This is a genomic window from Vibrio lentus (assembly GCF_030409755.1).
Lineage (GTDB): Bacteria > Pseudomonadota > Gammaproteobacteria > Enterobacterales > Vibrionaceae > Vibrio > Vibrio lentus.
Map to the genome: position 1 here is coordinate 1,935,759 of NZ_JAUFQE010000002.1, position 24,382 is coordinate 1,960,140.

Here is a 24,382-nt window from a genome sequence, read left to right on the forward strand (position 1 = left end):
AGGTTACTTCTAACATGGGCACTTCTTCAGGCTATAGCCTAGAGGAACAATCACCACCGCCCTAGGCGGTGGTTTTGAGGAGCCAATAAAATAAGGTCTGGGATTCGATGATTCAAACTCTCAATTGCATCGCGGCCTGTGCCGACAATGTTGATATCAATCTCGAGCGGTGTAAGATACGAGCGATATAGAGCCGCTACTGAAGCGGTATCCTCTACCATCAACAAATACTTCGATTTGTTATCTAGCGTTTTTGATTGCATATCCTAGCCATTATAATTTGCATTTCTTATTATAATCGCATTCCGCTTTGCATTATGCAAATTAACCACAGTATTTGTGGAACATTTCTTTCCCTGTTTAAAACAATCAATGTGTTATCGATGTGGCACGAACGATGCAGTTATCTAACTGACCTTCGGGTCACCTAGCCAACTGACGTTGTTAGTGGACCTGTGTTCACAAACGTAAGCCAGTAGAACATTTACTACTGGCTGTTTTTTTGTCTGAAATTCCAGTCCCGACGAGCTAACCTTAACTATTGGTAATGAACTGCTTTCTTAACTGTTCAATTTCATCACGCTTCTGTGCCGCCAATTCAAATTCCAAGTTCTGAGCATGTTGATACATTGCCGCTTCCAGTTTACTGATCTCTTTATCAAGCTGCTGTGGTGTAAGCACTGCATAACTTTCAGAAGGTTCAGCGACCTTAGATAGCGGAACTTGCTTAGATTGTCGCTGTTGTTTGGATTTAGTCAGGTCACCCAGCTCCATAATATCTTTGATATTACGTTTCAATGCTTGCGGCGTGATGCCTTGCTCTTCATTGTAAGCTTGTTGTTTTTCTCTACGACGATCAGTTTCATCAATCGCTTTTCTCATCGACTTAGTAATCGAATCACCATATAAAATTGCTCGACCTTCCAAGTTACGTGCCGCACGACCAATGGTCTGAATCAGAGAACGCTCAGAACGTAAGAAGCCTTCTTTGTCTGCATCAAGAATCGCCACCAGCGATACTTCAGGCATATCCAAACCTTCTCGAAGTAAGTTAATGCCCACTAACACGTCAAACTCGCCCAGTCGAAGATCTCGAATGATCTCTACACGCTCAACCGTATCGATATCTGAGTGCAAGTAACGAACCTTAACACCATGCTCACTCAGATATTCTGTTAAGTCTTCAGCCATTCGCTTAGTTAACGTCGTGACCAGTACACGTTCTTCTTTCACTGAACGTATTCTGATTTCAGACAACAGGTCATCAACCTGAGTCGCGACAGGCCTTACTTCGATGATCGGGTCAAGTAAGCCAGTAGGACGCACTACTTGATCAGCAATCTCACCGTCTGATTTCTCAATCTCATAATTACCCGGCGTGGCCGACACAAAAATAGTCTGAGGAGCGATCGATTCGAACTCTTCAAACTTCATCGGTCGGTTATCTAACGCCGAAGGCAGTCTAAAGCCAAACTCAACCAAGGTTTCTTTACGCGAACGGTCACCTTTATACATGGCGCCAATTTGCGGCACAGTTACGTGTGACTCATCGATAATCAGCAAACCATCATTAGGTAAGTAATCAAATAACGTCGGAGGTGCTTCACCTTCATTACGTCCACTCAAATAACGAGAGTAGTTTTCAATACCTGAGCAAAAACCTAGCTCCGTCATCATCTCAATATCAAACTGAGTTCTTTGGGAGATGCGCTGTTCTTCGAGAAGCTTGTTGTTGTCTTTTAAATATTGCGCCCTATCGCGTAACTCATCCTTAATCTTCTCAATCGCTTCAAGGATTTTCTCTCTTGGAGTGACATAGTGCGTTTTTGGATAAACCGTAAAACGAGGTAAGTCTCTCTGTTTAATAGCACCGGTTAACGGGTCAAAAATACTGATACAGTCTACTTCATCATCGAACATTTCGATTCGAACTGCGTCTTGGTCAGATTCTGCGGGGAAGATATCAATCACTTCACCACGGACACGGAACTGACCACGCTCAAATGCTACATCGTTTCTCGAATATTGCAGCTCAGCCAAGCGGCGTAAGATATCACGCTGATCCATGACCTCACCGCGGCTCAAGTGAAGCATCATCTTCAAGTAAGACTTGGGATCACCAAGACCATAAATAGCGGATACAGAAGCGACAATGATGGCGTCTTTACGTTCAAGAAGCGCTTTGGTCGCTGATAGCCTCATTTGTTCGATATGGGCATTCACAGACGCATCTTTCTCAATGAAAGTATCCGTGGTTGGAACGTAAGCTTCTGGTTGGTAGTAATCGTAGTAAGAAACGAAGTACTCGACGGCATTATTTGGAAAGAAGGATTTCATCTCACCATAAAGCTGAGCAGCCAACGTCTTGTTCGGTGCTAACAGAATGGCAGGTCTTTGCGATTGGGAAATGACATTGGCAAGAGTAAAGGTTTTACCTGAGCCCGTTACCCCTAATAGAGTTTGATGTGCCAAACCAGAATCTAATCCATCTAGTAATCTGGTTATCGCTGTCGGCTGGTCACCGGACGGGCTGTAGTCCGATACCAAATCAAAGAGTTTGCTCATAGGTTGCCATTTCCATACTGTGTTTTTAATCAGGTCATTGTCACTCTAGGAGCCATCTCGTTGCAACTATTATCTAGAGAAATGCGCCTTAAGATTGAATATCAGTGATAGCTTTTATTTTTAGAACTTGGTATTATCCGTGCCCCTGCAAAGTTTCCCCAGCTAAATTACTCGAATTTTAATCCACTACTTTTCCCCAAAAAATCTAAAAATACCGCTTGTTTTACTGTTCGCTTTATAATCTATAAAAGTTATACAATCGTGATAGTTTGGTGCTATTCCTTTAAATACATCACGTTAGCTATAATTTTTACATTTTCAGACTTATCCCAATTATTGTTGTTAAAGTTTCACACACACACTTATCCACAATTTTGGTGGATAACTAAAGCAAAGCTAAATCCGATAAGGCGTCCAAGAAAGTAAAGTTTTTTATCTTACTTTTTTCTGCTATTTTTTGTTGACAGAAAATAGGTCTCTTATTAGAATTCGCGTCGCTAACAAGCAATTCCCCTTTAGTTCAGTTGGTAGAACGGCGGACTGTTAATCCGTATGTCGCAAGTTCAAGTCTTGCAAGGGGAGCCAAATTCAGAAAAAAGCTCAATCGAAAGATTGGGCTTTTTTCGTATATAACTGCGACTAACTTGCTCCAAGTTAATATCACACCCGAATCGTCGGACCGTGCTACCCGCCCGCGTTCAAGTCTCGACAAGGGGGCCAAATTAAAGAAACCGCATCACTCGATGCGGCTTTTTGCGTTTTGAAGCGACTGGTTTGTACCAAACCGATGTCTCAGCCGAAGCATCGGCCTGCACTAAGCCTTGTGTTCTAGGACGATCAAAAAAGCCACGTACGAATCCGTGGCTCACTTAACTTTTGAGACTACAAACTACCCGAGAAGTAATGGGTATCCCGTAGAATCCATTTATATTGTATTATAGGTGACGAGCGATCGTGTCCGTCAAAACCGCAGCTACCTTATCATCGCCAGCTTGATCGCCTTTGCTGTAGGTATTGATCTGACGCTTCGATGAATCGTGGATATTAGTGATGGCTACCACTTCTCTCTCGATACCAAATCCAACCAACTTAATCATCAATTCTTTATTTTTGAATGAGTCGCCAACGATCACGATAGAGTTAAAATCTTTCAGTAGCTCTTTAGTCAGATCTTCAACTTGAACATCATTACTATTAATAAAAAAGATATCCGCAGACTTCGCAGAGCTTCGCTCTCCAGCAGACTTCAGTTGGATTTGCTGCATCTCATTGAATACACCATTATCTTGCGTTCCAATGGTAGATAGGCTCGCAGCGTTAGAAGCCAAAGACAATAGCAGTGTACTAGCAAAAACAGTACTTTTAATAAAATTCATTCTCTTTACCCTCTAATAACTAAAGAATTGTTTCTTTCATGATGCGGAACGTTTGACCTTTATCGTCAATATCGCAATCAGTATCGATCGTAATGCCGTAGTTAGAATCTCTTTGGTATAAAGTTGACTCATTCTCATTAATTGACCAACTACTGCCATACATATTGAGATAGGCGCGCGAAACCGTCACCGCATTGCCGAATACCAGTTTTTGCTCACGACAAGTATTCCGTTCAGCAGTGTAGTTTTCCTGCCACGTCTCATAGCTCTTTAGATCGTAAACTCGGTACAGGTCTTCACCCCAAATTTCAGCAGCGTTCTTTACATGCCAAAATTCTGCAGATGGAGCATCTCTGTAATACCCAGCTTCTCCCACAGCTTTTGTATTAATAGTCTGGACAACCGAGTGGCCGATATCATTGCCTTCATCAACCGAGGTGTAATTCAACATATTGTGTGTCTGGCTCGATTCTTTGGTTTGGCTAAAACCAAAGCCTACTCCGAGACCAGCAGACGGACCATCTGATTTGCTCGCTTCAAAAGAGCCAGTAATATCGAAACTAAAAGACGTACTCTCAGCTAACGAAATCTCTTTGTTCAAATTACTCGAACTTGGAAAGCTTTGCTGGTTCACAAACAGATTTCCATGTCGGCTTTGAGGGAGACAATGATCGTTGATTGTGTCGTCTTCACACCTCTCACTTAAGTACTTCCAAGTCAACCTTGTTTGCTCTTCAAGATTGTTAGGTGCTTCATTAACCGCTCTGCGGTGCATCTGGTTGTAAGCATCCTCACCTGACATGAAATTAAATTGAGAATTACCATGGAAGATCTGACCTAAGTATGCTTCTCGGTAATAAAAGTGTGGCGCAACTTTCTCATCTTCCCACTCGAAAAAATAGCCTCCGTCGGCAAGGGTTTGACGCGTGACATTCATGCTACCGTCAACCGCCATAATATAGTTAGTCTTATTTGACTGAGAAAACATCAACAAATCGATGGTACGTGCGACATCAACCTGTTCATGAATTTTGTACTTCTTCTTACCATAGCTATAAGCACCATTCTGAGAAGTGATAATAAATTGCTCTTCAATTTGACCATCTTCTATTCTGGCATGCTGACAGAGGTTCGCAATTTTTCCAGGTAAACCCTGCTGCTCTAGGTGATTGTTAATGTATTCTACTTTGGCATTAAAGATATCACAGGCTGTCGCCGGATCATCGTACGCAACATACTCATCAGCCCCTTTGAAGTAGGCATCATCAATCCCAGGGATAGGAGATGCATTCGCATAGCCAGCTAACATGGAGACTGTTATCAAGCTTAAACTGAAGCGTTTTAATTTCATCACTCGTTCCTTTTAACTGCATTTGCACCAATATCGATGCCTTTTAAAATTAGCGAGTCAAAAGAATATATTCACAATTAAATAGTGATAAAAAAATCTATTTTATTGTTGAATATTCCTGATTGATAATTAATTTGTTATTGAATACTTTATATCTCTCTGGAAAAGTTAAATCAGTAATTTCATATTCTTTATCCTTAAACCTTCGATAACAATGGGAAATAAGCCGACCTTGTTCTGTCCGAAATGAAAGACCGGAGTGTCCTATGTTAATTCTCTTTCGCCATACTAGTAGGTCTTCTAGCGAATCGACCTTCTCTATTTGAATTTGTATTTTTTCAAAGTATCCATCAAAGTTCATAATTCAATATCTGACTAAAGCCAAAACCTTTCCAACTCGTTTTTATAATTCAGGTCTTTATGAAAACCAATTTTCAACACACTATGATTCTCGAAAATTCAGCCAATCATTAACTGACCAATCGATAAATAAGTACATTGTTTTTATATTGTAAAAAGCTACATTATTGTGGCTTTTATTTTAGCGATAGTGGCAGCAGAAGAGCAGAGCCGACTAACCGCACTACCCTCCACAATCACTGAACACACTCTAATTTTTGACTATTTACAATAAACCAAATGAGTCAAGTAGTACTGAAAATCAAGTGATTTCAAGAAAAATCAACATTTAGAATATGTTCATTTATAAGTTAGACTCAATTCCCAGTCAGAGAATTCAAAGTTATCCATCTCAATAATGAACAGCCCATTTTCGCTAACTGGCAGCTCCTTAGTCGCTTTGATGTACGTATTTATAGGCTCAAGATATTTGTCCGCTGATGTCCACAAATGATGCGCATGATCATAAATATATACGACATCACCATTCTGGATGCAGCTTTCGGATTCTGTTAGGCGGCTGATCTTCATGAAGTCAGAAGAGTCGTGATCTTCGGTATAATACGTATTACGACTATAGGTCCAGTAGTAATCTTTATAATCATCTTTCCTTGAGATCTGAACATAGTCATTGTCGTGAATACAAGTACCATTATATGGATGCCAGTTATCTAACTTAAACTTAGCGTTGGATTGCTCTCCATCACGACCGTAGGTAAGCCAGCCATTAGGCACATTTGGATCCGCGTAAACATATTCTCCAGTCGATCGATGCTTTAACCTGATTGAGTTATATGGCTTATTGATTGGACGCACACTATGAATTGGCGTGCTTTCATCTGCATACTCAAACGCAGCGACAGGGAAATGGTCTGAATACTCATAAAAGTAATACGGCTCCTGTGTGCCAGGTAAAGCAACTCTATCCGATGCGATATCTAACACTTGGTTATGCCAATTCTTGGGTTGCTTGTGGCTACGCTCGACCAAAACATAGTCAAGTAATTGCCCTTTTAGATCAGAATAGTTTGCGTGTGCTAAACCATTTACTGCAGGGTTCCATGAGTAAGGCGCACCAGCGTAATTGGTCGGCTCTGATACATTTAAGGTCTCGAGCATTGAAGAAAACTCTTGTGAGTCCTTTGCTACATTTAAATCACCAGCAATAAAAAACATTTCGTCAGCTGAGCGGTTTGCCCCCAAAATATAGCTCTCTATTTGTGCAAACTGGTCTTGTCTAACCACAGAAGGAGGAGTGTTGCAGGTATCATCGTCGGCTTGAACGTGAGTGCCGATAATATTGTATCTCTCTCCACCTTTATTAATGACGGTATGTATAAAACCTTTTTGGGATGCCCAATCTGCACCACACCCATCTCTGAAGATCACTTGTGACTTATACTCAATCGGATATTTACTGAATACAATCACGCCGCCATCATCAAGAGATGTCGATCGCCAACCTTCAGTGTGATCCCAACCATTTTTTGTACGGCCCAAGACAGGAGTTAGATATCCAAACTTCTGAGCTAGTGCATCGATAAGTATTTGGCTCGCTTGGTTGTCGAACACTTCGTTAAATATAACCACATCGGTATCATCAAAAACCGAAGAGTTCGCCAATAACTGTGCTCGTTTATTTGGATTAGTCCCACCAACGAAAACGCCGAGACGATGATCCAGCATATAAACGTTATAATTCATTATCTTAGGGGGTGAGCTGATCTCCTCAGCTAGCGAATTAAGACTGATCAGTATGAGCAAGACTGATATTAGATATTTAGTCATGGTTAGTGCATCTCCTATTAAACTGAGATGCATCCTCCCATAATGACACAATTGATAATAATGAAATAGACCTAAAAAAAATATCAAACCATAGTTAAAATATTAATAGTCACCATAAAAACCTTCAATTGGTAAAGCCTCAACTTTTACAGCAACCATTTTCTTTACAGGACTATTTGAAATGATAATCATATATTGGTTCGGCAACTCTTCAACAACTTGAACCGATTTAAAAAATGATAGCTTTTTTCGCGCTTCAATATATTTATCATAAACGAGCATGTCGTCATCATGTTCAAAATCAATGTCTCCATGATCAACGCGTTCTTCACGCAAGCTTACATTAAATAGCCCATTACTCTTGCGAATGAATTTTCCTTTTGTGTAAATATCTAAGGTGTTATTGAGTCCAGCTTCTTTTATAATCGTAACCGCCTCAAAATTTCCATCACTGATCACGACGTCCATGTGCTCCGTGGCCATATAGTCACCATCTATTGTCATATAAAGGGTCGTAGAGTTGACCAAAACATTATTTTTCGAACGTAGACTATATGCAATGGAAACCAGCATTAAACAAAGACAACACAGAAGAAAGTAAACACTTTTATTTTTAGTGAACATAGCGACTAAGCTCCGCTTTAACCATACCAACCAGATCATCCGTTGATTGAGGAGATTCAAACAAAACCACTAAATTGACAGGCGGTGCCAGTGGCTTGAGTATTACAATAGATAAACTTTCTTGAGAATGAGCAAGGATCAATCGGCTTAACCTACCTTGTTTAACTTCTTGAGAAACCAAAAGCTTAACGCCTTTTGCAACCAATTTGGCCTCTTCTTCATTATCACAATAGACAGTTAAAGCTTCGCTAGAAAACATTTTAGTCAGTGGAAGCCAGCTCGTTAACTTAGGGGCTTTTGCAGTGAACACCAACGGAAACAATGCCGCAATCGCTATGAATAAGCAGCCTAGAACAATATAGATTTGGTTACGTCCGAATGTGAATCGTGTTTTTTTTTCAGAACTCTCTTCAAAGCTCTCAGTCTTACAACTTGGGTCCCCAGCTAATAAGTTGTCTTGGTTATCTGATTTATCATCATCGTCTTCTAGCCACGACACCGCCTCACTTTCAAGTTTATAACCAACCTTAGCGACCGTTTTTAGATACTTTTGTTGCTTCCCATTATCCTCAAGCAAAGTACGTATCGCGCTGATCGATTGTGTCAGTGAGCCTTCAGAGACATGTTTTCCTGGCCAAGCTCTTTTCAACAAATCTTCTTTAGTATTAATTTTTCCAGCGTTTTCACACAACATTAGAATCACAAGATGATCGTGATAGCCGATGCGCTTTTCTTCATTTTTGAGTAAATCAGTCACTAACGGGTGGTCTAAGTGGATTAACCAATTATTTACTTTGTACATAAATTAGCCTTGAAAAATGAATAACCATAATATTTATACAAATATAATTTTCATGGATAAATATTGGGGTTATTTAAAATAATTTTTATATGTCACTTGATTCATTCAACCATTTACCACTAACCGAACGTTAACAGGATTAATTAAATGGTTATTTAAAAAGGCAAAATAAGTAACTTTTTTGTAAACGCAACTATATATAAAAAAAGCGTCGCCATGAAACAAAAAAAACTAAAATACATATATTCCAAACTTGATAACTATTTCATAAAAAAAGAGAGTGGATTTCATTCGATTGTTAAAGAATATTACAATTTAACTCAAAAATTGACTTACAATTACAGGAAATGTAAGTAGTTTTTTGTTCTTACAAAAAAAAACCTCTAGCTACACGTTCGCTCAAAACCTCATTTACAACAAATTAATCTCCGCGGATTAAGTTTGGTGTCCGGTTCATTTTCATCGTGCAACTTTTCACGTGTCGAGAGATATAGCCAAGCTTTTAATAATTGCTAGCCTAGCACGCCGCTCCGTACCTAGGTTCATTACGCCTGACTCGAAAAGCTCCCCACCCACTCACAAGAAATACGGAGGTTTACGTTAAAACCGTTAATTTCCTGCTTAAGAAATACATCTCCTACAACCCAAAAACTTCCATACTGCGCGGTGTTAGATGTGGCACTTTTGAACATCAATGAAAACCACAACTTCATTCAGTCGATCATCTATGGTTTCGGCGCAGCGGTTGGTTTCTCTCTTGTTCTGACGCTATTTGCTGCGATGCGTGAACATATCGCGGTTGCTGATGTTCCAGTACTATTTCGATCATTACGCTATCCATTTTAGCCGCTGTTTTGGCGTTATTTTGGCTTTGCTTCTATTCGCTTTAAAGTGGAAATCGATCCTATCGTCGATCAAATTGATACTATTCTACCGCAGGCTCAATGTGCCTTTTTGCATTTTGGCTACAACAGAACTCGATAAGCTCGCTGTTAGTTGACCAACACCCATAAAAAAACGCCTCACAAGGAGGCGTTTGAGCTGAGCGACTAAACTGAGCTTTATTCTAGGTTAGACGTCGTTTTAGCGGTTATGCTTCTGCTGTAACAACATTAGTCTGAGTGTCACTACCCGCTTGGTCTTGATCAAACCCTTCATGCAGGTGGTAGTAACGCTTATAAACCAGAGCACTTACCATCATGAGAATCGCTGGTAAACCTACCATCATAAACTGCAGTCCCATGATAGTGCTGTCAGACTGTTCCACGTTTGGTACATAACCCACCACAGACAAGCCCATACCAACAATAAAACCACCAGCCGCGCCTGCAAACTTAACAAGCATCGTTTGAACAGAGAAGATAACACTCTCACTGCGACGACCTGTTTTGTGTTCACCGTAATCAACAACGTCAGCAAGCATTACGGTTTGCAGTGCGTTAGCGATACCCACACCAAACTTGATTGCAGCACCCGCGATACCGATTAGAATCGCGTTACCTGGAGCGATAAAGCCCATGATAAGTAGAGTGATACAAGACAGCACTGGGAAGCCACAAGCCATAACCCATAGGTGCTTGCGTGGTAACACTGATGCAATACGAGGGAACAAGAATACGCCTGCAACTTCAGCGATACCTGCCACCATCATATAAACGGGGAACAAGTCAGCGTTGCCTAATGCGTAAGAGAAGTAGTAAATCGCAAAACCACCAACTAGCAAGTTTGCTATTTGGAAAGATAATACCGTACCAATAAGTGCTTTTAGTTGATCATTCTTACCAATGATAACCAGTACATCTTTAAAGCTGAAGCGCTCAGCTGGTTTAGCATTTGCTGGTGCCGATTTTTCTTTTACGTTGCGCGCAATCAAGAATGCACTCATCACGAACAGAACAGCAATCAACATAGCAACGTTGAAGAAGCCTTGTCCTTGGTCGCCATCACCCAGTTTACCGACAATGTGTAGCCCGTAAGTACCCGTAATAAACCACGCCAAACTAGCAAACAATCGTGGCCAAACAACCAGTTTTTCACGCTCTTGACGAGAGCTCGATAGTGCAGGAATCAAAGACCAGTATGGAATATCCATAATCGTGTACGTAAGGCCCCACAGAATATAAGCAGCCGCTGCATAAATGTATAACATAGTGCCTTCAAACATATGCGTACTAAAAAGGCCAACAAGCACTACAGCATTCAACAGAGTTCCAATCACTATCCAAGGACGGAATTTACCAAACTTAGAGCGCGTGTTATCAACGATAACGCCCATCATTGGGTCGGTCACCGCGTCGATAATGCGCGCGGCCAAAAAGATAGTACCCACGAACGCCGCTGACAGCCCAGCAACATCAGTGAAGTAAAACATTAAAAAGATGTAGATTGGAGCACAGGCAAAGTCTTTACCTAAAGCCCCTAGTCCATACGATAATTTGGTTTGTAGAGTAATTTGATCAGACATAGTATTTCCTTCAGGCGCGTAACTTCATCTCCTAACAGACGTTGAAACGCTTACCTTTTATTTATAATAATTTATCCACTCAAGTTCTGTTTTAGAGCCACTCTGTGGTCGCTTCTTAAAACACTCAAGTATCAAGTCCGACGCTAATGTAACCATTCCAATGCACAGATACTGTGATCAACAACCACTGAGTGGAAACGTTTTCAGTCAAATATCTAAAGTGAGAGATCGAACAATAAAACACTCGAATTGATAGAGAATATCGCTAATTAAAGTGCTCAAAACAGTTCGTAGTGTGAAGTAACGCATGAGAACGATTACATAAGTGCAGTAGCACGCTGGGAATACCACAGTTCTCCAATCTATAAGGGTGCATCAAATTGATTAGATAGTTCATGACGGCTTATTAACGGCAATAAAAAACCGCGTAGTTTCACCTACGCGATCCGTCAAATATAAAGCCTATGCTAAAGCTTACTCGATACGTTCAAACTTAATCAGCATCGCTGTTTCTGCATCGAGTATCGGCATCGTCAGCCCCACCTCGGCACACCAAGCACCTGATAATTCACAGCCAGACTCTGTCCATGGCGGTTGATAATTCACTATATCATCGTAATTTGACGGTTTATCAATCACAGATACCTTGTATAAACTTTGTGGATCTAGCCCAGGTATGCGCAAATGGCCACTCAACGAATTGGTTGGCATCGCCAGCTGTGCAATCATCACCACCGCTTCTGACACATCTTCGGAAACGACCGCATGGATTTGATGGGCACTATCGTCCGTTGGTACTCGCCAAGTTCTCCCGCTATGCAGTAACGGACGCAGCATCTTATGTAGCTTAATATAGTGTTCAAAGCCCTGTTTCTCTTCTTGAACTTCTTTCACAGGGTCTAATTCAATCCCCATATGACCAAACAGTGCTGTTAGACCACGAAACTCAATACTATGACGACGACGAGTGCTGTGGCAGTGGCTCGCGCCAATATGACTTCCCATTACCTCTGGAGGGAAGAAGTAACTCATCCCGCGCTGAATAGTTTGCCTTTCTAAGGCATCATTATTATCTGAAGCCCAAAAACGTTGCGTACGCTTAAGAACCTCAAAATCGATACGACCACCACCAGCCGCACACGATTCAATATCAACCATAGGGTGCTTCTCTCGGACTTTATCGACCAACTCATAATAACGAGCGGTTTGTTGATGAGCCGCAGCCCTGCCTAGATGCGCAGGTTGTACAACTTCTCGGTTCATATCCCACTTAATGTAAGCAATGTTGTACTTACTTAAGAAGTGATCAAGGCGCTCAAACAGAAAGTCGAATGCTTGTTGATTCTGAAGATCGATAACATATTGATTGCGACCCGTTGGTTGGTCATAGCCGTCTACAGCGAGCAACCAATCTGGGTGGGCTCGATATAAGTCAGAATCCTTATTGATCATCTCAGGTTCAAACCACAATCCAAACTCCATACCCAATTGATTAACGTGTTCAACTACCGGCTCTAAACCATTTGGGTATTTTTCTTCATCTAAGAACCAATCCCCTAGTGCTGCTTTGTCTCCGCAGCGCCCTTTGAACCAACCATCGTCAATGATAAAGCGCTCTACTCCCATATCCGCAGCTTGGCTAGCCATTGACATAATATAATCAGGATCATGGTCAAAATAGATGCCTTCCCATGTATTAAGATGGATAGGTCGAGGCTTTTGTACGAAAGACTCCGGTAAGATGGAACCACGCACATGGGAGTGAAACTGGTGACTCATTCCATTTAGACCTTCCGAACTAAAACTGGCATATAACCAAGGTGTCGTTAAGCTTTCACCTTCATCCAATGCAATCTCGCCCGGTAGATAAATAATCTCGGCTTGCACGTAGCGACGACCGTCTGCTTTTACATCAGCGCGCAATCTGTGGTTACCACTCCAAGCGAAGTGAATCCCCCACACATCACCTGCCATTTCATTGAAGTTAGCCGTACCAACAACCATCGCTGGATAATGTTCATGAGACGTTCGTCCGCGACGATTTTCTTGTTGGTAGCCCCCTTGCTGTAAGGGTTGACGCACCGTTTGGAACTCATGTACCCAACGGCCGTAGTACGTCATCAACTCATTAGCTCTTGCTGGTAATGGTAAAGTATTGGCGAGACGGCTCACCTGATAAAGGCCGGCTTTAACGTTGGTTAAGGTGTGACGAGACTTCACAACATCATGTTTATCAAGACATAATTCGGTTGCTAAACGTAAGCCTGCACGCACATCTTCACTCTCAATGATTAAGCTAGATGGTGTTTGTTGAATATCCGTAATAGAGAAAACAGGCGCCCAGTCCAATCCATCTCGGTGTCCTTCTAATGTCGGGCTGCTGAAAACACCGCGCCCGAGCTCTGGGCTCAGCGACATAGCAACATCATTATCAAGGCGACCGTAAGGAACTGGTCTTTGAAGAGAAACACGAAAGTTCGCTAGATCTCCACGAACTGGAACTCCCCAATGCAGAATTTCAGCGAAATCACCAAGTTCAACGATCAGTTGCGAGTCTTTACCCGTGATTTCTACTAGGGGTTTATTCGTCATTTTATTTAACCTTAACGCGTTTAATTACCCCGTATCATAGTTATTGAGCTGAGAGTTTCTGTGATCAAACCCAAAACCATGAAAACGTTTCCATTAAATATTTTAAGATTAATAGAGTCAAATAATACTCCCCAATTCAAAGATTTATGCCAAGCACCATCTCAACTCATATAATCCTGCGCCCAAAGAATAGGGATATCCCACATTAAATAAAGCGCTATAACGTTAAAATAAATAGGAGTTTAACAGCAATTAAACCCTTAAGATTCATTGCTTTATGGTGGCTATGTAATTTGAAAATTGGTTCAAACACATTTCTTCTTGAACTCGCCACACCACACTCGTATTCTTAACCTTTAGAGTACAACTATGAAGTGTCTCCCTGGGTCCTAACTTTTACATTCCAGCTTGACGGTATAGAACGCAATGCCTGTAGCCTAGCTTTGGCATTGAATTTGATACTTGCTTCCTTATCTCACATGCCCAGTTATCATTGACTGGGCTGATTTTCCCCTTAAAAAAGCTCCAATCCCTTGCTAGATATTGCCTCGCATCACTATTATCTATGTTCGAACACAACGAGCAACTTCAACTCTAGCGCACGTTCAACCCCCTCAACACCTCTGAAATAGAAAACGATTCCATTAAAAATCCACAGAAATCTCTATAAAACCGCCAACACAAGCTCAATAACCAGATCAAAATCACACAAAATAATCACAAACCCATCAATAGAGTAAAAATGCCAACCTCATCATGAAAACGTTTCCATTGTTTATTTACACTCTCGCTCGAGTTAGGACTCAAACAGAAAAATATCCACCGGTAAAAATAGAGACACTTCATAAAGCCAGACACTAGCAACAATATTAGATGTCACTGCAAAAAAACCGATGGCCCAATAGAATTATTACCAATATTGAACACTTTAAGAGTAGGAATACCATGAAGGCATTTTCAAACATCATCCAAAGACGCGATTGGGAAAACCCACAGTCTGTGAATATCCACTGCCTTAATGCGCACAGCCCATTATCAAGCTACCGCAGCCTTGAGCACGCTCGAGACGGCATTGAGTCACAACGCAAATCTCTTAATGGGCAATGGAAGTTCAAATACTTTGATGCACCTGAACAAGTTGACGGTGAATTTATCGAAACAAGTTTCAATGACTCACAATGGGACGAGATTACCGTACCATCGAACTGGCAAATGCAAGGCTACGATAAACCTATCTACGCCAACGTAAAATACCCATTTGAAGTGAACCCACCGTTTGTACCGGCAGAAAACCCAACCGGTTGTTACCGCACTCAAATTACGTTGACTAAAAATGACCTAAAGAACACCCAACGTATTATCTTTGATGGCGTCAATTCCGCTTTTCATCTTTGGTGTAATGGCAATTGGGTTGGGTACAGCCAAGATAGCCGCTTACCTGCCGAGTTCGACTTAACTCAGTATCTAACTGTTGGCGATAATACACTGTCTGTTATGGTGATACGTTGGTGTGATGGTAGCTATTTGGAAGACCAAGATATGTGGTGGCTAAGCGGTATTTTCCGTGATGTGACCTTGCTAGCTAAACCAAAGCAGTGCATTGAAGATGTGTTCGTTACGCCTAATTTAGACGCATGCTATCGCGATGGTTCACTGTCTATTGTCACCAAAATTACGGCACCAGACACTTACCAAGTTCAGGTTCAACTGTTTGACGGTGAAAACGCAGTAACTGAGCCGCTTATCGATCGCCCTCATAATCGACGAATTGACGAGCGTGGCACCTACGACGATGTGGTATTCCAAACTCTTCATGTTCGAGATCCGAAGAAATGGAGCGCAGAAGTTCCAAACCTCTACAGAATTGTCGTGTCATTGCTCGATGAACAAGGTAACTACCTAGAAAGTGAAGCTTATCAAGTTGGCTTCCGTAAAGTCGAAATGACAGACGCTCAGCTAAAGCTAAACGGCAAACCGCTATTGATTCGCGGCGTAAACCGTCATGAGCATCACCCAGAATTGGGGCATGTGATGACGGAAGAAGATATGATCCGTGATATCTGCTTAATGAAGCAATACAACTTCAATGCTGTGCGCACGGCTCACTACCCTAATCATCCTCGATGGTACGAACTGTGTGATGAATACGGTTTATATGTGTGTGATGAAGCAAACATCGAGACTCACGGCATGCAGCCGATGAACCGATTATCTGCCGATCCACAATGGGCACACGCGTATATGAGTCGCTATACACAAATGGTGATGCGTGATAAAAACCACGCTTCTATTATCATTTGGTCTTTAGGGAATGAATCCGGATACGGCAGCAGCCACAATGCGATGTATGCATGGTCAAAACAGTATGACCCTTCTCGCCCAGTTCAGTACGAAGGCGGCGGTTCAAACACCACAGCAACCGACATCATTGCTCCAATGTACGCACGTGTTAACAGCACTATCGAAGACGATGCGGTTCCGAAATGGTCTATCAAGAAATGGGTTTCTTTACCTAATGAGCAACGCCCGCTGATCCTTTGCGAATACGCGCACGCAATGGGTAACAGCCTAGGTAGCTTTAATGATTACTGGGATGCATTCCGAGAATACCCTCGCCTACAAGGCGGTTTCATCTGGGATTGGGTTGACCAAGGATTAAGTCAGTGGGATGAGAACGGTGAACACTTCTGGGCTTATGGTGGAGACTTTGGCGACATCATCAACGACCGTCAGTTCTGTATCAACGGTTTGATCTTCCCAGATCGCAGCGTACATCCGACCTTAGAAGAGGCGAAATACTGCCAGAGAATGATCAATGTTACGTTAGCAGAGCAAACTGAAGATCAATGCCGCCTAACGGTAACCAATGAAAACCTGTTCCGAGCGACTGACAATGAAATCTTACGCTGGCAATTGCTCGAAAATGGCATCGTGATTCAATCAGGGCAACAAGTATTATCCGTTGCTGAAGATAGTAAACAAGACCTGGTAATTGACCTTGCTTTCACGCCAAAAGCACAAGCCGAATATCATCTCAACACCGATATTACCCTGACTCATTCAACCAAGTGGGCAGAAGAAGGCCATGTTTGTGCGACGGAGCAATTTGCTTTACGAAACCATGCTGGCTTGCAATTCCCTAGCACTGCAAATGCTTTGGCTCCTAAGTTAAATCAGCAAGACAATAAAGTGGTCGTGTCTAGTCTAGATGAAACACATCAATGGCAATGGGATACAAAGAGTGGATTGTTGACCCACTGGATCGTTGATGGGCAACCGCAAGTTATCAAGGCACCTGTCGATAACTTCTATCGCGCGCCACTTGATAACGATATTGGTATCAGTGAGATAGACAACATCGACCCAAATGCATGGGTTTGTCGTTGGGAACTTGCAGGCATTGGTCAATGGGAACGTCAGTGTACAAGTTGTGTAGTGCAAGCACTCGCAGACTCAGTACAAGTGACGTCAGTATTCGCCTACCAATTTAATGGCCAAATCCAAGCGATTACAAAATGGCAATACACCTTAAATAGCTTAGGTGAAATGAATATCGCGATTGATGTCAACTTAGCCGATCACTTACCACCGATGCCGCGCATTGGTCTTGAGATGGAGCTGCCGTTACCACTCGAAACAGCCAATGAAACTCCAGTTTCGTGGCAGGGATTAGGTCCTTTTGAAAACTATCCAGACCGTTTGGCCGCTGCTCGCTTCGGTTTACATAAACAGACACTGGATCAGATGCACACGCCGTATATATTCCCAACCGATAGCGGTTTACGTTGCGGAACCAAAAACTTGAATGTTGGAAATATCGGGATCAAAGGCGATTTTTCATTCAGTGTGAGTCAGTACAGCCAACGACAATTAACGGATGCTAAGCATACCAATGACCTGACTCGTGAAGAGAAAATCTATGTACGCGTAGATCACCAACATATGGGCGTTGGTGGTGATGATTCTTGGAGTCCAAGTGTTCACCAAGAGTTTCAACTCACCGACAATCAATATCGTTATCAGGTTACGCTGACAAGCGCATCGTAAGTAGATTCGGATCAAGCGACTTGCTTTAAAGCCACTTGGTTCCCTATTACTTTGGGTTACCTGTAATTACACTATTTCACACGACAGCAGTTCAAACGACAACAGTCCACACGCCAATGTGACTCAAAAGCCAAGCTCAAATCTAGAGCTTGGCTTTTTATTTTCAAACTAGTCAGCCAACAAAAAATAAACCATCAAACCTCGTCATATTTGATGTTTAGTATTTGAATTGCCTAACTATCCGTTGTTAAATGTCCAACCACCAGCACACAGCATTATATTCAGAATAAGAGAGCGGAATGGCTACCATTAAAGATGTTGCGAAGGAAGCAGGCGTATCAATCGCGACCACCTCTCGAGTAATCAACAATGCACCTCACACCAGTGAAACCGCAATTACGGCGGTAAAAGCCGCTATGGAAAAACTCGGCTATCGCCCAAATGCCAACGCCCGTGCATTGGTCAGCAAATCTTCAAACGCGATTGGTGTACTGGTTAATGATGTTTCTGCCCCGTTCTTCGGCTCGATGATCAAAGCCATTGATACCGTGGCAAGTGAGCAAGAAAAACAGTTACTGATTGGCAGTGGATATCATGACGCGACCAAAGAGCGTAATGCGATTAACCTGCTTATTAACAGCCGCTGCGAATCACTAGTGGTGCATAGCAAAGGCATTAGCGACGAAGAGTTAGTCAAGCTGGCAAACGAAGTACCCGGCATGGTGCTGATCAATCGTATTGTTCCCGATATCGAAAACCGCTGTATTGCTCTCGACAACCGCCGCGGCTCTTACATCGCGACTGAGTATTTGATTAAAAACGGCCACAAACACATTGGCTACATCTGCTCGAGTCACGATATTGAGGATGCTCACGACCGCTTAGGTGGCTATTTGGATGCATTGAAAGATCACGGTATTGAATCGAACGATGAGTACATAGAATATGGTGAACCTGACGAGCTCGGCGGTGAGCAAGCTATGGTTAACTTAATGGCAAAAAACACAGATATAACTGCCATTGCCACGTATAACGACTACATGGCAGCAGGCTGTTTGGCGTTATTACAAGAAAATGGCGTTCGTATTCCAGAAGATATGTCTGTTATTGGGTTTGATGACGGCCACATTGCTCGCTTCATCTACCCCCGGTTGACCACCATTCGTTACCCAATCCAAGTCATGGCTAATCAAGCGGTTAAGCTCTCTCTGCAACTCGCAAGTGACGAACGTAAAGAGCACCCGGAACATAAGCTATTTATGCCAATTTTAGTCCGCAGAGCCTCTGTTCGAAACATTAATTGAGAGAGCTCAGGTTCATAAACACTAAGTCATTTCGTTCATCGACATTTTTTACAATAAAGAAAATAGGATTGATTCGATGAGTTATCATTGAGTTAATCTTATTTTTCATTCCCAGCAAATACCCACCTATACTTAACCTGAACCATCTTAATCAAACGGTAACCCGTTGATTTTTTCACCAAGTGTCTAAATCCCTAGTGATCCTTGGTTGTTATTAGGTGAGCAAAGCAGGATAATATCGGGATCGGAATCTCAAGAATTAATCCATTATGACCGAATACCTTTTGTTGTTGGTTGGCACAGTGCTGGTCAATAACTTTGTGCTAGTGAAGTTTTTAGGGCTATGTCCTTTCATGGGAGTCTCCAAGAAACTGGAGACTGCGATTGGCATGGGCCTCGCGACGACTTTCGTTCTGACGTTAGCGTCGGTATCTGCATACCTAGTAGAAACCTACATCCTTACCCCTCTGGGTATTGAATACCTGCGTACCATGAGCTTTATCTTGGTTATCGCGGTGGTTGTTCAATTTACGGAAATGGTCGTTCACAAAACCAGCCCGACTCTATATCGCCTGTTGGGTATCTTCCTGCCTCTTATCACCACCAACTGCGCGGTGTTAGGTGTGGCACTTTTGAACATCAATGAAAACCACAACTTCATTCAGTCGATCATCTATGGTTTCGGCGCGGCTGTTGGTTTCTCTCTTGTTCTGATCCTATTTGCTGCGATGCGTGAGCGTATTTCGGTTGCTGATGTTCCTATGCCATTCAAAGGCGCATCGATTGCGATGATCACAGCAGGCCTGATGTCTCTGGCATTTATGGGCTTTACTGGGTTGGTGAAGTAAGAATGAGTACCATCTTAATTGCAATCATTGCACTCGCCGTTTTAGCCGCTGTTTTTGGCGCTATCTTAGGCTTTGCTTCTATTCGCTTTAAAGTCGAAGCCGATCCGATCGTTGATCAAATCGATACCATTTTACCGCAAACTCAATGTGGCCAGTGTGGTTACCCTGGTTGTCGCCCATACGCAGAGGCGATCGCTAACGGAGACAAGATCAACAAATGTCCTCCCGGTGGCCAAGCAACTATTGAAAAACTAGCAGACTTAATGGGCGTAGAAGTTGAAGACTCCGCTCATGACTTAGATAACAAAGTAAAAACCGTTGCCTTCATTCATGAAGATATGTGTATTGGCTGTACCAAATGCATTCAAGCCTGCCCTGTCGACGCCATTGTTGGTGGCACCAAGGCACTTCACACAGTAATCAAAGATGAATGTACAGGTTGTGATCTATGTGTCGCACCGTGCCCTACTGACTGTATCGAAATGATTCCAGTGGCAACAACGACTGAAAATTGGAAATGGCAGATGAACATCATTCCTGTTACTGATATCACTAACCAAGCAACTGATGCGACCGCGTCAGAGCCTAAGGCATAGGGTTAGTATGATCTCTTTAATTGAACAAATTCGCACGGGCTCTATTTGGAACTTCCCGGGCGGTGTGCACCCTGCTGAAAACAAGAAACAGTCGAATACTACTGACATCGTGCATGCAAGGCTCCCAGAAGAAATCGTTCTTCCAGTGAAACAGCACATCGGTAAGCCTGGTAACTTGTTGGTTGCTGTCGGTGATGCCGTACTCAAAGGTCAACAACTGACGGCCTTAGAGACTGGTTTTACTTTGCCAGTACATGCACCAACATCGGGTGTGATTACCGCTATCGAACCACGAACCACCGCTCACCCTTCAGGCTTGAGCGACGTGTGCGTGGTTATTAAACCTGATGGCCTCGACGCTTGGGTTGCAAAACACCCGGTTGAAGATTTTTCTACAAAAACATCCGATGAACTGCTTGATGTAATTCGCCAAGCCGGTATCTCAGGCATGGGTGGCGCAGGCTTCCCCACCGCTAAAAAACTTCAATCGGGCTTAGGTCGTACCGACATTTTGATCGTCAACGCTGCTGAGTGTGAACCTTACATCACCTCTGATGACAAGTTGCTTCAAGAACATGCCGACGAAGTATTAAAAGGCATCGAAGTAGTTGAACACATTCTTCAACCAAAGCTGACGGTTATCGGCATTGAAGACAACAAACCAGACGCGATAAAAGCACTTGAGATTGCAGCAAAAGACAAAGATATCGTCATTCGCGTTATCCCAACCAAATACCCTTCTGGTGGTGAAAAACAGCTCATCAAGATCCTCACCAATAAAGAGGTTCCGGCTGGCGGCATTCCTGCAGACATTGGTGTTTTGGTTCAAAACGTCGGCTCGCTTTACTCAATTAAGAGAGCGGTAATCGACGGTGAGCCCGTAGTTAACCGCGTGGTAACTTTAACCGGTAAAACCTTTAAGCAACCTCGTAACGTGTGGGCACTATTAGGTACACCAGTACACGAGTTACTAGAAGAGTTTGGCTACAAAGCGGATAAAAAACTGCCGCGTTTGATTTTGGGCGGCCCTATGATGGGCTTTACCTTGCCACATGCCAATGTGCCAATTACCAAAACGTCGAACTGTATTTTAGCGCCAACGCGTCGTGAGATTTCACCAAGCACTTACGAGATGGAATGTATTCGATGCAGTGCATGTGCCGAAGCTTGCCCCGCATCACTTCTTCCTCAACAACTGCAATGGCATGCAAAAGCCAACGAGTTAGATAAGTGTGAAGAGCTGAATATTAAAGACTGTATTGAATGCGGTGCTTGTGCGTTTGTCTGCCCAAGTGAAATCCCTCTTGTTCAATACTATCGCCAAGCGAAAGCTGAAATCAAAACAAGAAAAGACGAAGCAACAGCTGCAGAGCGCGCCAAGATTCGTTTCGAAGAGAAAAACGCTCGTATGGAGCGCGACAAAGCAGAACGTGAAAACCGCTTCAAAAAAGCCGCGGATAATCGTCGTAAAGACATGAAATCGGCCGACGGTGACGACGCAATTGCTGCTGCTATCGCACGTGTTAAAGCTCAAAAAGCGACGGCAGATCAAGACACAGCCGCAGAGCCAACCGTAAAACCTGCAGTTGCTGCTGCCATTGCACGCGCTAAAGCGAAACAAGCTGCTGCTCAAAAAGAGAGTAATTCTGAACCTGATAACTCTGAAATGTCGAAACTACGTGAAGAACGTAAGAGACAAGCACGAGAACGTAAAGCACAGCAAGCAGCTACTGATAATCCAACAGGAAGCTCTGGTGATGGCAAGAAAGACGCTGTCGCTGCTGCAATAGCTCGTGCTAAAGCCAAGAAAGAACAACAAACAGAATCAGCTTCTGAAGCTCCGGTTGAAAAATCAGATGACGCTAAGAAAGATGCTGTCGCTGCAGCCATCGCTCGCGCTAAAGCAAAGAAAGCTCAACAAGTGGAATCGGCTTCTGACGCTCCAGCTGAAAACTCAGGTGACGCTAAGAAAGATGCCGTCGCTGCAGCTATCGCGCGTGCTAAAGCTAAGAAAGCTCAGCAAACAGAGTCAGCTTCTGAAGCTCCGGTTGAAAAATCAGGTGACGCTAAGAAAGATGCTGTCGCTGCCGCTATTGCTCGTGCTAAAGCGAAGAAAGCACAGCAAGCTAAACAGGTCGAAGCAGAAGCAATCGCTCCTGAAATAGAAGTGGAAGCTGAAATTCAATCAGAACCAGTGGATCCTAAAAAAGCTGCTGTCGCTGCTGCAATAGCTCGAGCTAAAGCCAAAAAGGCGCAGCAAGCTAAGCAAGACGAAACAGCAGAAACGTCCGAACCTGTGGTTGAACTTGAGTCTGAGACTCAACAAGAATCAGTCGACCCTAAAAAAGCGGCCGTTGCCGCAGCAATAGCTCGCGCTAAAGCGAAGAAAGCACAGCAAGCAAAACAGACCGAGACAGAAGAAATACTTGAGCCTGTGACCGAAGTTAAGACTGAGACTCAACAAGAACCAGTCGACCCTAAAAAAGCAGCGGTTGCTGCAGCGATTGCTCGTGCTAAAGCAAGAAAGGCGCAGCAAGAGCAAGACAAAAAGAATAATGAGGAGAAAGAGTAGTGGCCTTCTTTATCGCCAGCTCACCGCACGCGCACAATCGTAGAAGCACCCCCGATCTCATGAAATGGGTCGCTATTTGTGCATTGCCAGGTCTACTAGCTCAAACCTACTTCTTTGGATGGGGTACTCTCATCCAGTTGGTATTTGCTATTGCACTTGCTGTTACCTTTGAAGCCGCTGTAATGCTGCTAAGAAAACGTCCACCAGTGATGGCATTGCGTGATTACAGTGCGGTTGTGACCGCTTGGCTACTCAGTGTCGCGATTCCCCCACACTCTCCGTGGTGGATTCTAGTCATAGGTATGTTCTTCGCTATCATCATCGCAAAACACCTTTATGGCGGCCTTGGACAAAACCCATTTAACCCGGCGATGGTGGCTTACGTTGTTTTGCTGATCTCATTCCCAGTTCAAATGACGAGTTGGAATGCGCCGACCAGCTTAACCGCTGAAGCAACGAGCTTTGTTGACTCATTTTTGATGATCTTTACCGGTTTCAACAATGAAGGTTTGTCTCTGCAGCAAGCGCGTCTTGGTATTGATGGCACCACCATGGCAACACCACTTGATGCCTTCAAAACGGCATTGACGGCAGGCAACACCGCTTCTGAAGCTCTGTCTCAACCACAATTCAGCTGGTTAGCTGGTGTGGGTTGGGAATGGGTTAACCTTGCCTACCTAGTCGGCGGCTTAGTGCTCATTAAACAACGTGTGATTCAGTGGCATATTCCAGTCGCTTTTATTGCTAGCCTTGCGCTGTTTAGCCTAGTGTTCTTAGTGTTGACGCCAGGTGAAACCGCTTCTCCAACCATTCATCTATTGTCTGGCGCAACCATGCTTGGTGCATTCTTCATTGCAACCGATCCGGTTTCAGCCTCGACAACAGTGAAAGGTCGCTTGGTATTTGGTGCCCTGATTGGCGGGTTAGTCTTTATTATCCGCAGTTGGGGTGGCTTCCCTGATGGCGTAGCGTTCGCTGTATTGTTAGCCAACATGTGTGTTCCACTGATTGACTACTACACCAAACCTCGTACATACGGCCACTAAGGAGCGGA

Annotated in this window: 14 protein-coding genes, 1 tRNA gene and 3 pseudogenes; 9 read left to right on the forward strand and 9 right to left on the reverse strand. The window is 43.2% G+C overall.

The window, feature by feature from the left end:
• Window positions 1–83 precede the first annotated feature (83 nt).
• Together QWZ07_RS17005 and uvrB are read right to left on the reverse strand one after the other, a co-directional pair.
• A pseudogene (locus tag QWZ07_RS17005) lies at window positions 84–263 on the reverse strand (response regulator); the annotation flags it as partial.
• Between the two features lie 271 nt (window positions 264–534).
• Entirely contained in the window at window positions 535–2,565 is a 2,031-nt protein-coding gene (gene uvrB / locus QWZ07_RS17010; protein WP_017111110.1) for an excinuclease ABC subunit UvrB, read from the reverse strand.
• A 509-nt stretch (window positions 2,566–3,074) separates the two neighbouring features.
• Here uvrB and QWZ07_RS17015 point away from each other — a divergent pair.
• Window positions 3,075–3,150, forward strand: a tRNA-Asn gene (locus tag QWZ07_RS17015).
• 350 nt (window positions 3,151–3,500) lie between these two features.
• On the opposite strand, the gene QWZ07_RS17020 is transcribed toward QWZ07_RS17015, so the two are convergent.
• The 5 genes from QWZ07_RS17020 to QWZ07_RS17040 all read right to left on the reverse strand — a co-directional run bounded on the left by QWZ07_RS17020 (window position 3,501) and on the right by QWZ07_RS17040 (window position 8,905).
• Entirely contained in the window at window positions 3,501–3,941 is a 441-nt protein-coding gene (locus QWZ07_RS17020; RefSeq protein ID WP_102295669.1) for a hypothetical protein, read from the reverse strand.
• 19 nt (window positions 3,942–3,960) lie between these two features.
• Complete coding sequence (locus QWZ07_RS17025; RefSeq protein ID WP_192853678.1) at window positions 3,961–5,292, reverse strand: excinuclease ABC subunit B; 1,332 nt, start codon at window positions 5,290–5,292, stop codon at window positions 3,961–3,963.
• A 699-nt stretch (window positions 5,293–5,991) separates the two neighbouring features.
• Complete coding sequence (sph, locus tag QWZ07_RS17030; protein ID WP_192853677.1) at window positions 5,992–7,395, reverse strand: sphingomyelin phosphodiesterase; 1,404 nt, start codon at window positions 7,393–7,395, stop codon at window positions 5,992–5,994.
• Window positions 7,396–7,581: 186 nt separating this feature from the next.
• On the reverse strand, window positions 7,582–7,983 hold the full coding sequence (locus QWZ07_RS17035; protein WP_225998505.1) for a hypothetical protein: 402 nt from the start codon (window positions 7,981–7,983) through the stop codon (window positions 7,582–7,584).
• A gap of 109 nt (window positions 7,984–8,092) precedes the next feature.
• On the reverse strand, window positions 8,093–8,905 hold the full coding sequence (locus QWZ07_RS17040; RefSeq protein ID WP_102295660.1) for a winged helix-turn-helix domain-containing protein: 813 nt from the start codon (window positions 8,903–8,905) through the stop codon (window positions 8,093–8,095).
• 621 nt (window positions 8,906–9,526) lie between these two features.
• On the opposite strand from QWZ07_RS17040, the pseudogene QWZ07_RS17045 reads away from it, so the two are divergent.
• Window positions 9,527–9,751: pseudogene (locus QWZ07_RS17045) on the forward strand (Rnf-Nqr domain containing protein); the annotation flags it as partial.
• A pseudogene (locus tag QWZ07_RS17050) lies at window positions 9,724–9,853 on the forward strand (electron transport complex subunit RsxB); the annotation flags it as partial. The pseudogenes QWZ07_RS17045 and QWZ07_RS17050, both read left to right, overlap by 28 nt.
• A gap of 142 nt (window positions 9,854–9,995) precedes the next feature.
• Here QWZ07_RS17050 and melB read toward each other — a convergent pair.
• Both melB and QWZ07_RS17060 read right to left on the reverse strand, forming a co-directional pair.
• On the reverse strand, window positions 9,996–11,369 hold the full coding sequence (melB, locus tag QWZ07_RS17055; protein ID WP_192853676.1) for a melibiose:sodium transporter MelB: 1,374 nt from the start codon (window positions 11,367–11,369) through the stop codon (window positions 9,996–9,998).
• A gap of 474 nt (window positions 11,370–11,843) precedes the next feature.
• A complete protein-coding gene (locus tag QWZ07_RS17060) occupies window positions 11,844–13,961 on the reverse strand; it encodes an alpha-galactosidase (RefSeq protein ID WP_192853675.1) in 2,118 nt (705 codons plus the stop codon).
• 945 nt (window positions 13,962–14,906) lie between these two features.
• On the opposite strand from QWZ07_RS17060, the gene QWZ07_RS17065 reads away from it, so the two are divergent.
• From QWZ07_RS17065 to rsxD, 6 genes are all read left to right on the forward strand, one after another.
• On the forward strand, window positions 14,907–18,008 hold the full coding sequence (locus QWZ07_RS17065; protein WP_192853674.1) for a beta-galactosidase: 3,102 nt from the start codon (window positions 14,907–14,909) through the stop codon (window positions 18,006–18,008).
• 299 nt (window positions 18,009–18,307) lie between these two features.
• Entirely contained in the window at window positions 18,308–19,312 is a 1,005-nt protein-coding gene (locus tag QWZ07_RS17070) for a substrate-binding domain-containing protein (protein WP_192853673.1), read from the forward strand.
• Window positions 19,313–19,581: 269 nt separating this feature from the next.
• The gene (gene rsxA, locus QWZ07_RS17075; protein WP_192853672.1) at window positions 19,582–20,160 is read left to right on the forward strand and encodes an electron transport complex subunit RsxA; all 579 of its coding nucleotides are present in this window, start codon (window positions 19,582–19,584) and stop codon (window positions 20,158–20,160) included.
• Window positions 20,161–20,162: 2 nt separating this feature from the next.
• A complete protein-coding gene (gene rsxB / locus QWZ07_RS17080) occupies window positions 20,163–20,756 on the forward strand; it encodes an electron transport complex subunit RsxB (protein WP_004734040.1) in 594 nt (197 codons plus the stop codon).
• A gap of 7 nt (window positions 20,757–20,763) precedes the next feature.
• Window positions 20,764–23,328 (forward strand): electron transport complex subunit RsxC, encoded by a 2,565-nt coding sequence (gene rsxC, locus QWZ07_RS17085; RefSeq protein ID WP_192853671.1) that lies wholly within the window; start codon window positions 20,764–20,766, stop codon window positions 23,326–23,328.
• Entirely contained in the window at window positions 23,328–24,374 is a 1,047-nt protein-coding gene (rsxD, locus tag QWZ07_RS17090; protein ID WP_017105543.1) for an electron transport complex subunit RsxD, read from the forward strand. Before rsxC ends, rsxD begins: the two co-directional genes overlap by 1 nt.
• Window positions 24,375–24,382: the final 8 nt, after the last annotated feature.

Excerpts from the sequence above, each read along its gene's own strand:
- uvrB (WP_017111110.1), bottom strand. The coding sequence starts at position 2,565 with ATGAGCAAACTCTTTGATTTGGTATCGGACTACAGCCCGTCCGGTGAC.
- QWZ07_RS17020 (WP_102295669.1), bottom strand. The coding sequence starts at position 3,941 with ATGAATTTTATTAAAAGTACTGTTTTTGCTAGTACACTGCTATTGTCT.
- QWZ07_RS17025 (WP_192853678.1), bottom strand. The coding sequence starts at position 5,292 with ATGAAATTAAAACGCTTCAGTTTAAGCTTGATAACAGTCTCCATGTTA.
- sph (WP_192853677.1), bottom strand. The coding sequence starts at position 7,395 with ATGAATTATAACGTTTATATGCTGGATCATCGTCTCGGCGTTTTCGTT.
- QWZ07_RS17035 (WP_225998505.1), bottom strand. The coding sequence starts at position 7,983 with ATGACAATAGATGGTGACTATATGGCCACGGAGCACATGGACGTCGTG.
- QWZ07_RS17040 (WP_102295660.1), bottom strand. The coding sequence starts at position 8,905 with ATGTACAAAGTAAATAATTGGTTAATCCACTTAGACCACCCGTTAGTG.
- melB (WP_192853676.1), bottom strand. The coding sequence starts at position 11,369 with ATGTCTGATCAAATTACTCTACAAACCAAATTATCGTATGGACTAGGG.
- QWZ07_RS17060 (WP_192853675.1), bottom strand. The coding sequence starts at position 13,961 with ATGACGAATAAACCCCTAGTAGAAATCACGGGTAAAGACTCGCAACTG.
- QWZ07_RS17065 (WP_192853674.1), top strand. The coding sequence starts at position 14,907 with ATGAAGGCATTTTCAAACATCATCCAAAGACGCGATTGGGAAAACCCA.
- QWZ07_RS17070 (WP_192853673.1), top strand. The coding sequence starts at position 18,308 with ATGGCTACCATTAAAGATGTTGCGAAGGAAGCAGGCGTATCAATCGCG.
- rsxA (WP_192853672.1), top strand. The coding sequence starts at position 19,582 with ATGACCGAATACCTTTTGTTGTTGGTTGGCACAGTGCTGGTCAATAAC.
- rsxB (WP_004734040.1), top strand. The coding sequence starts at position 20,163 with ATGAGTACCATCTTAATTGCAATCATTGCACTCGCCGTTTTAGCCGCT.
- rsxC (WP_192853671.1), top strand. The coding sequence starts at position 20,764 with ATGATCTCTTTAATTGAACAAATTCGCACGGGCTCTATTTGGAACTTC.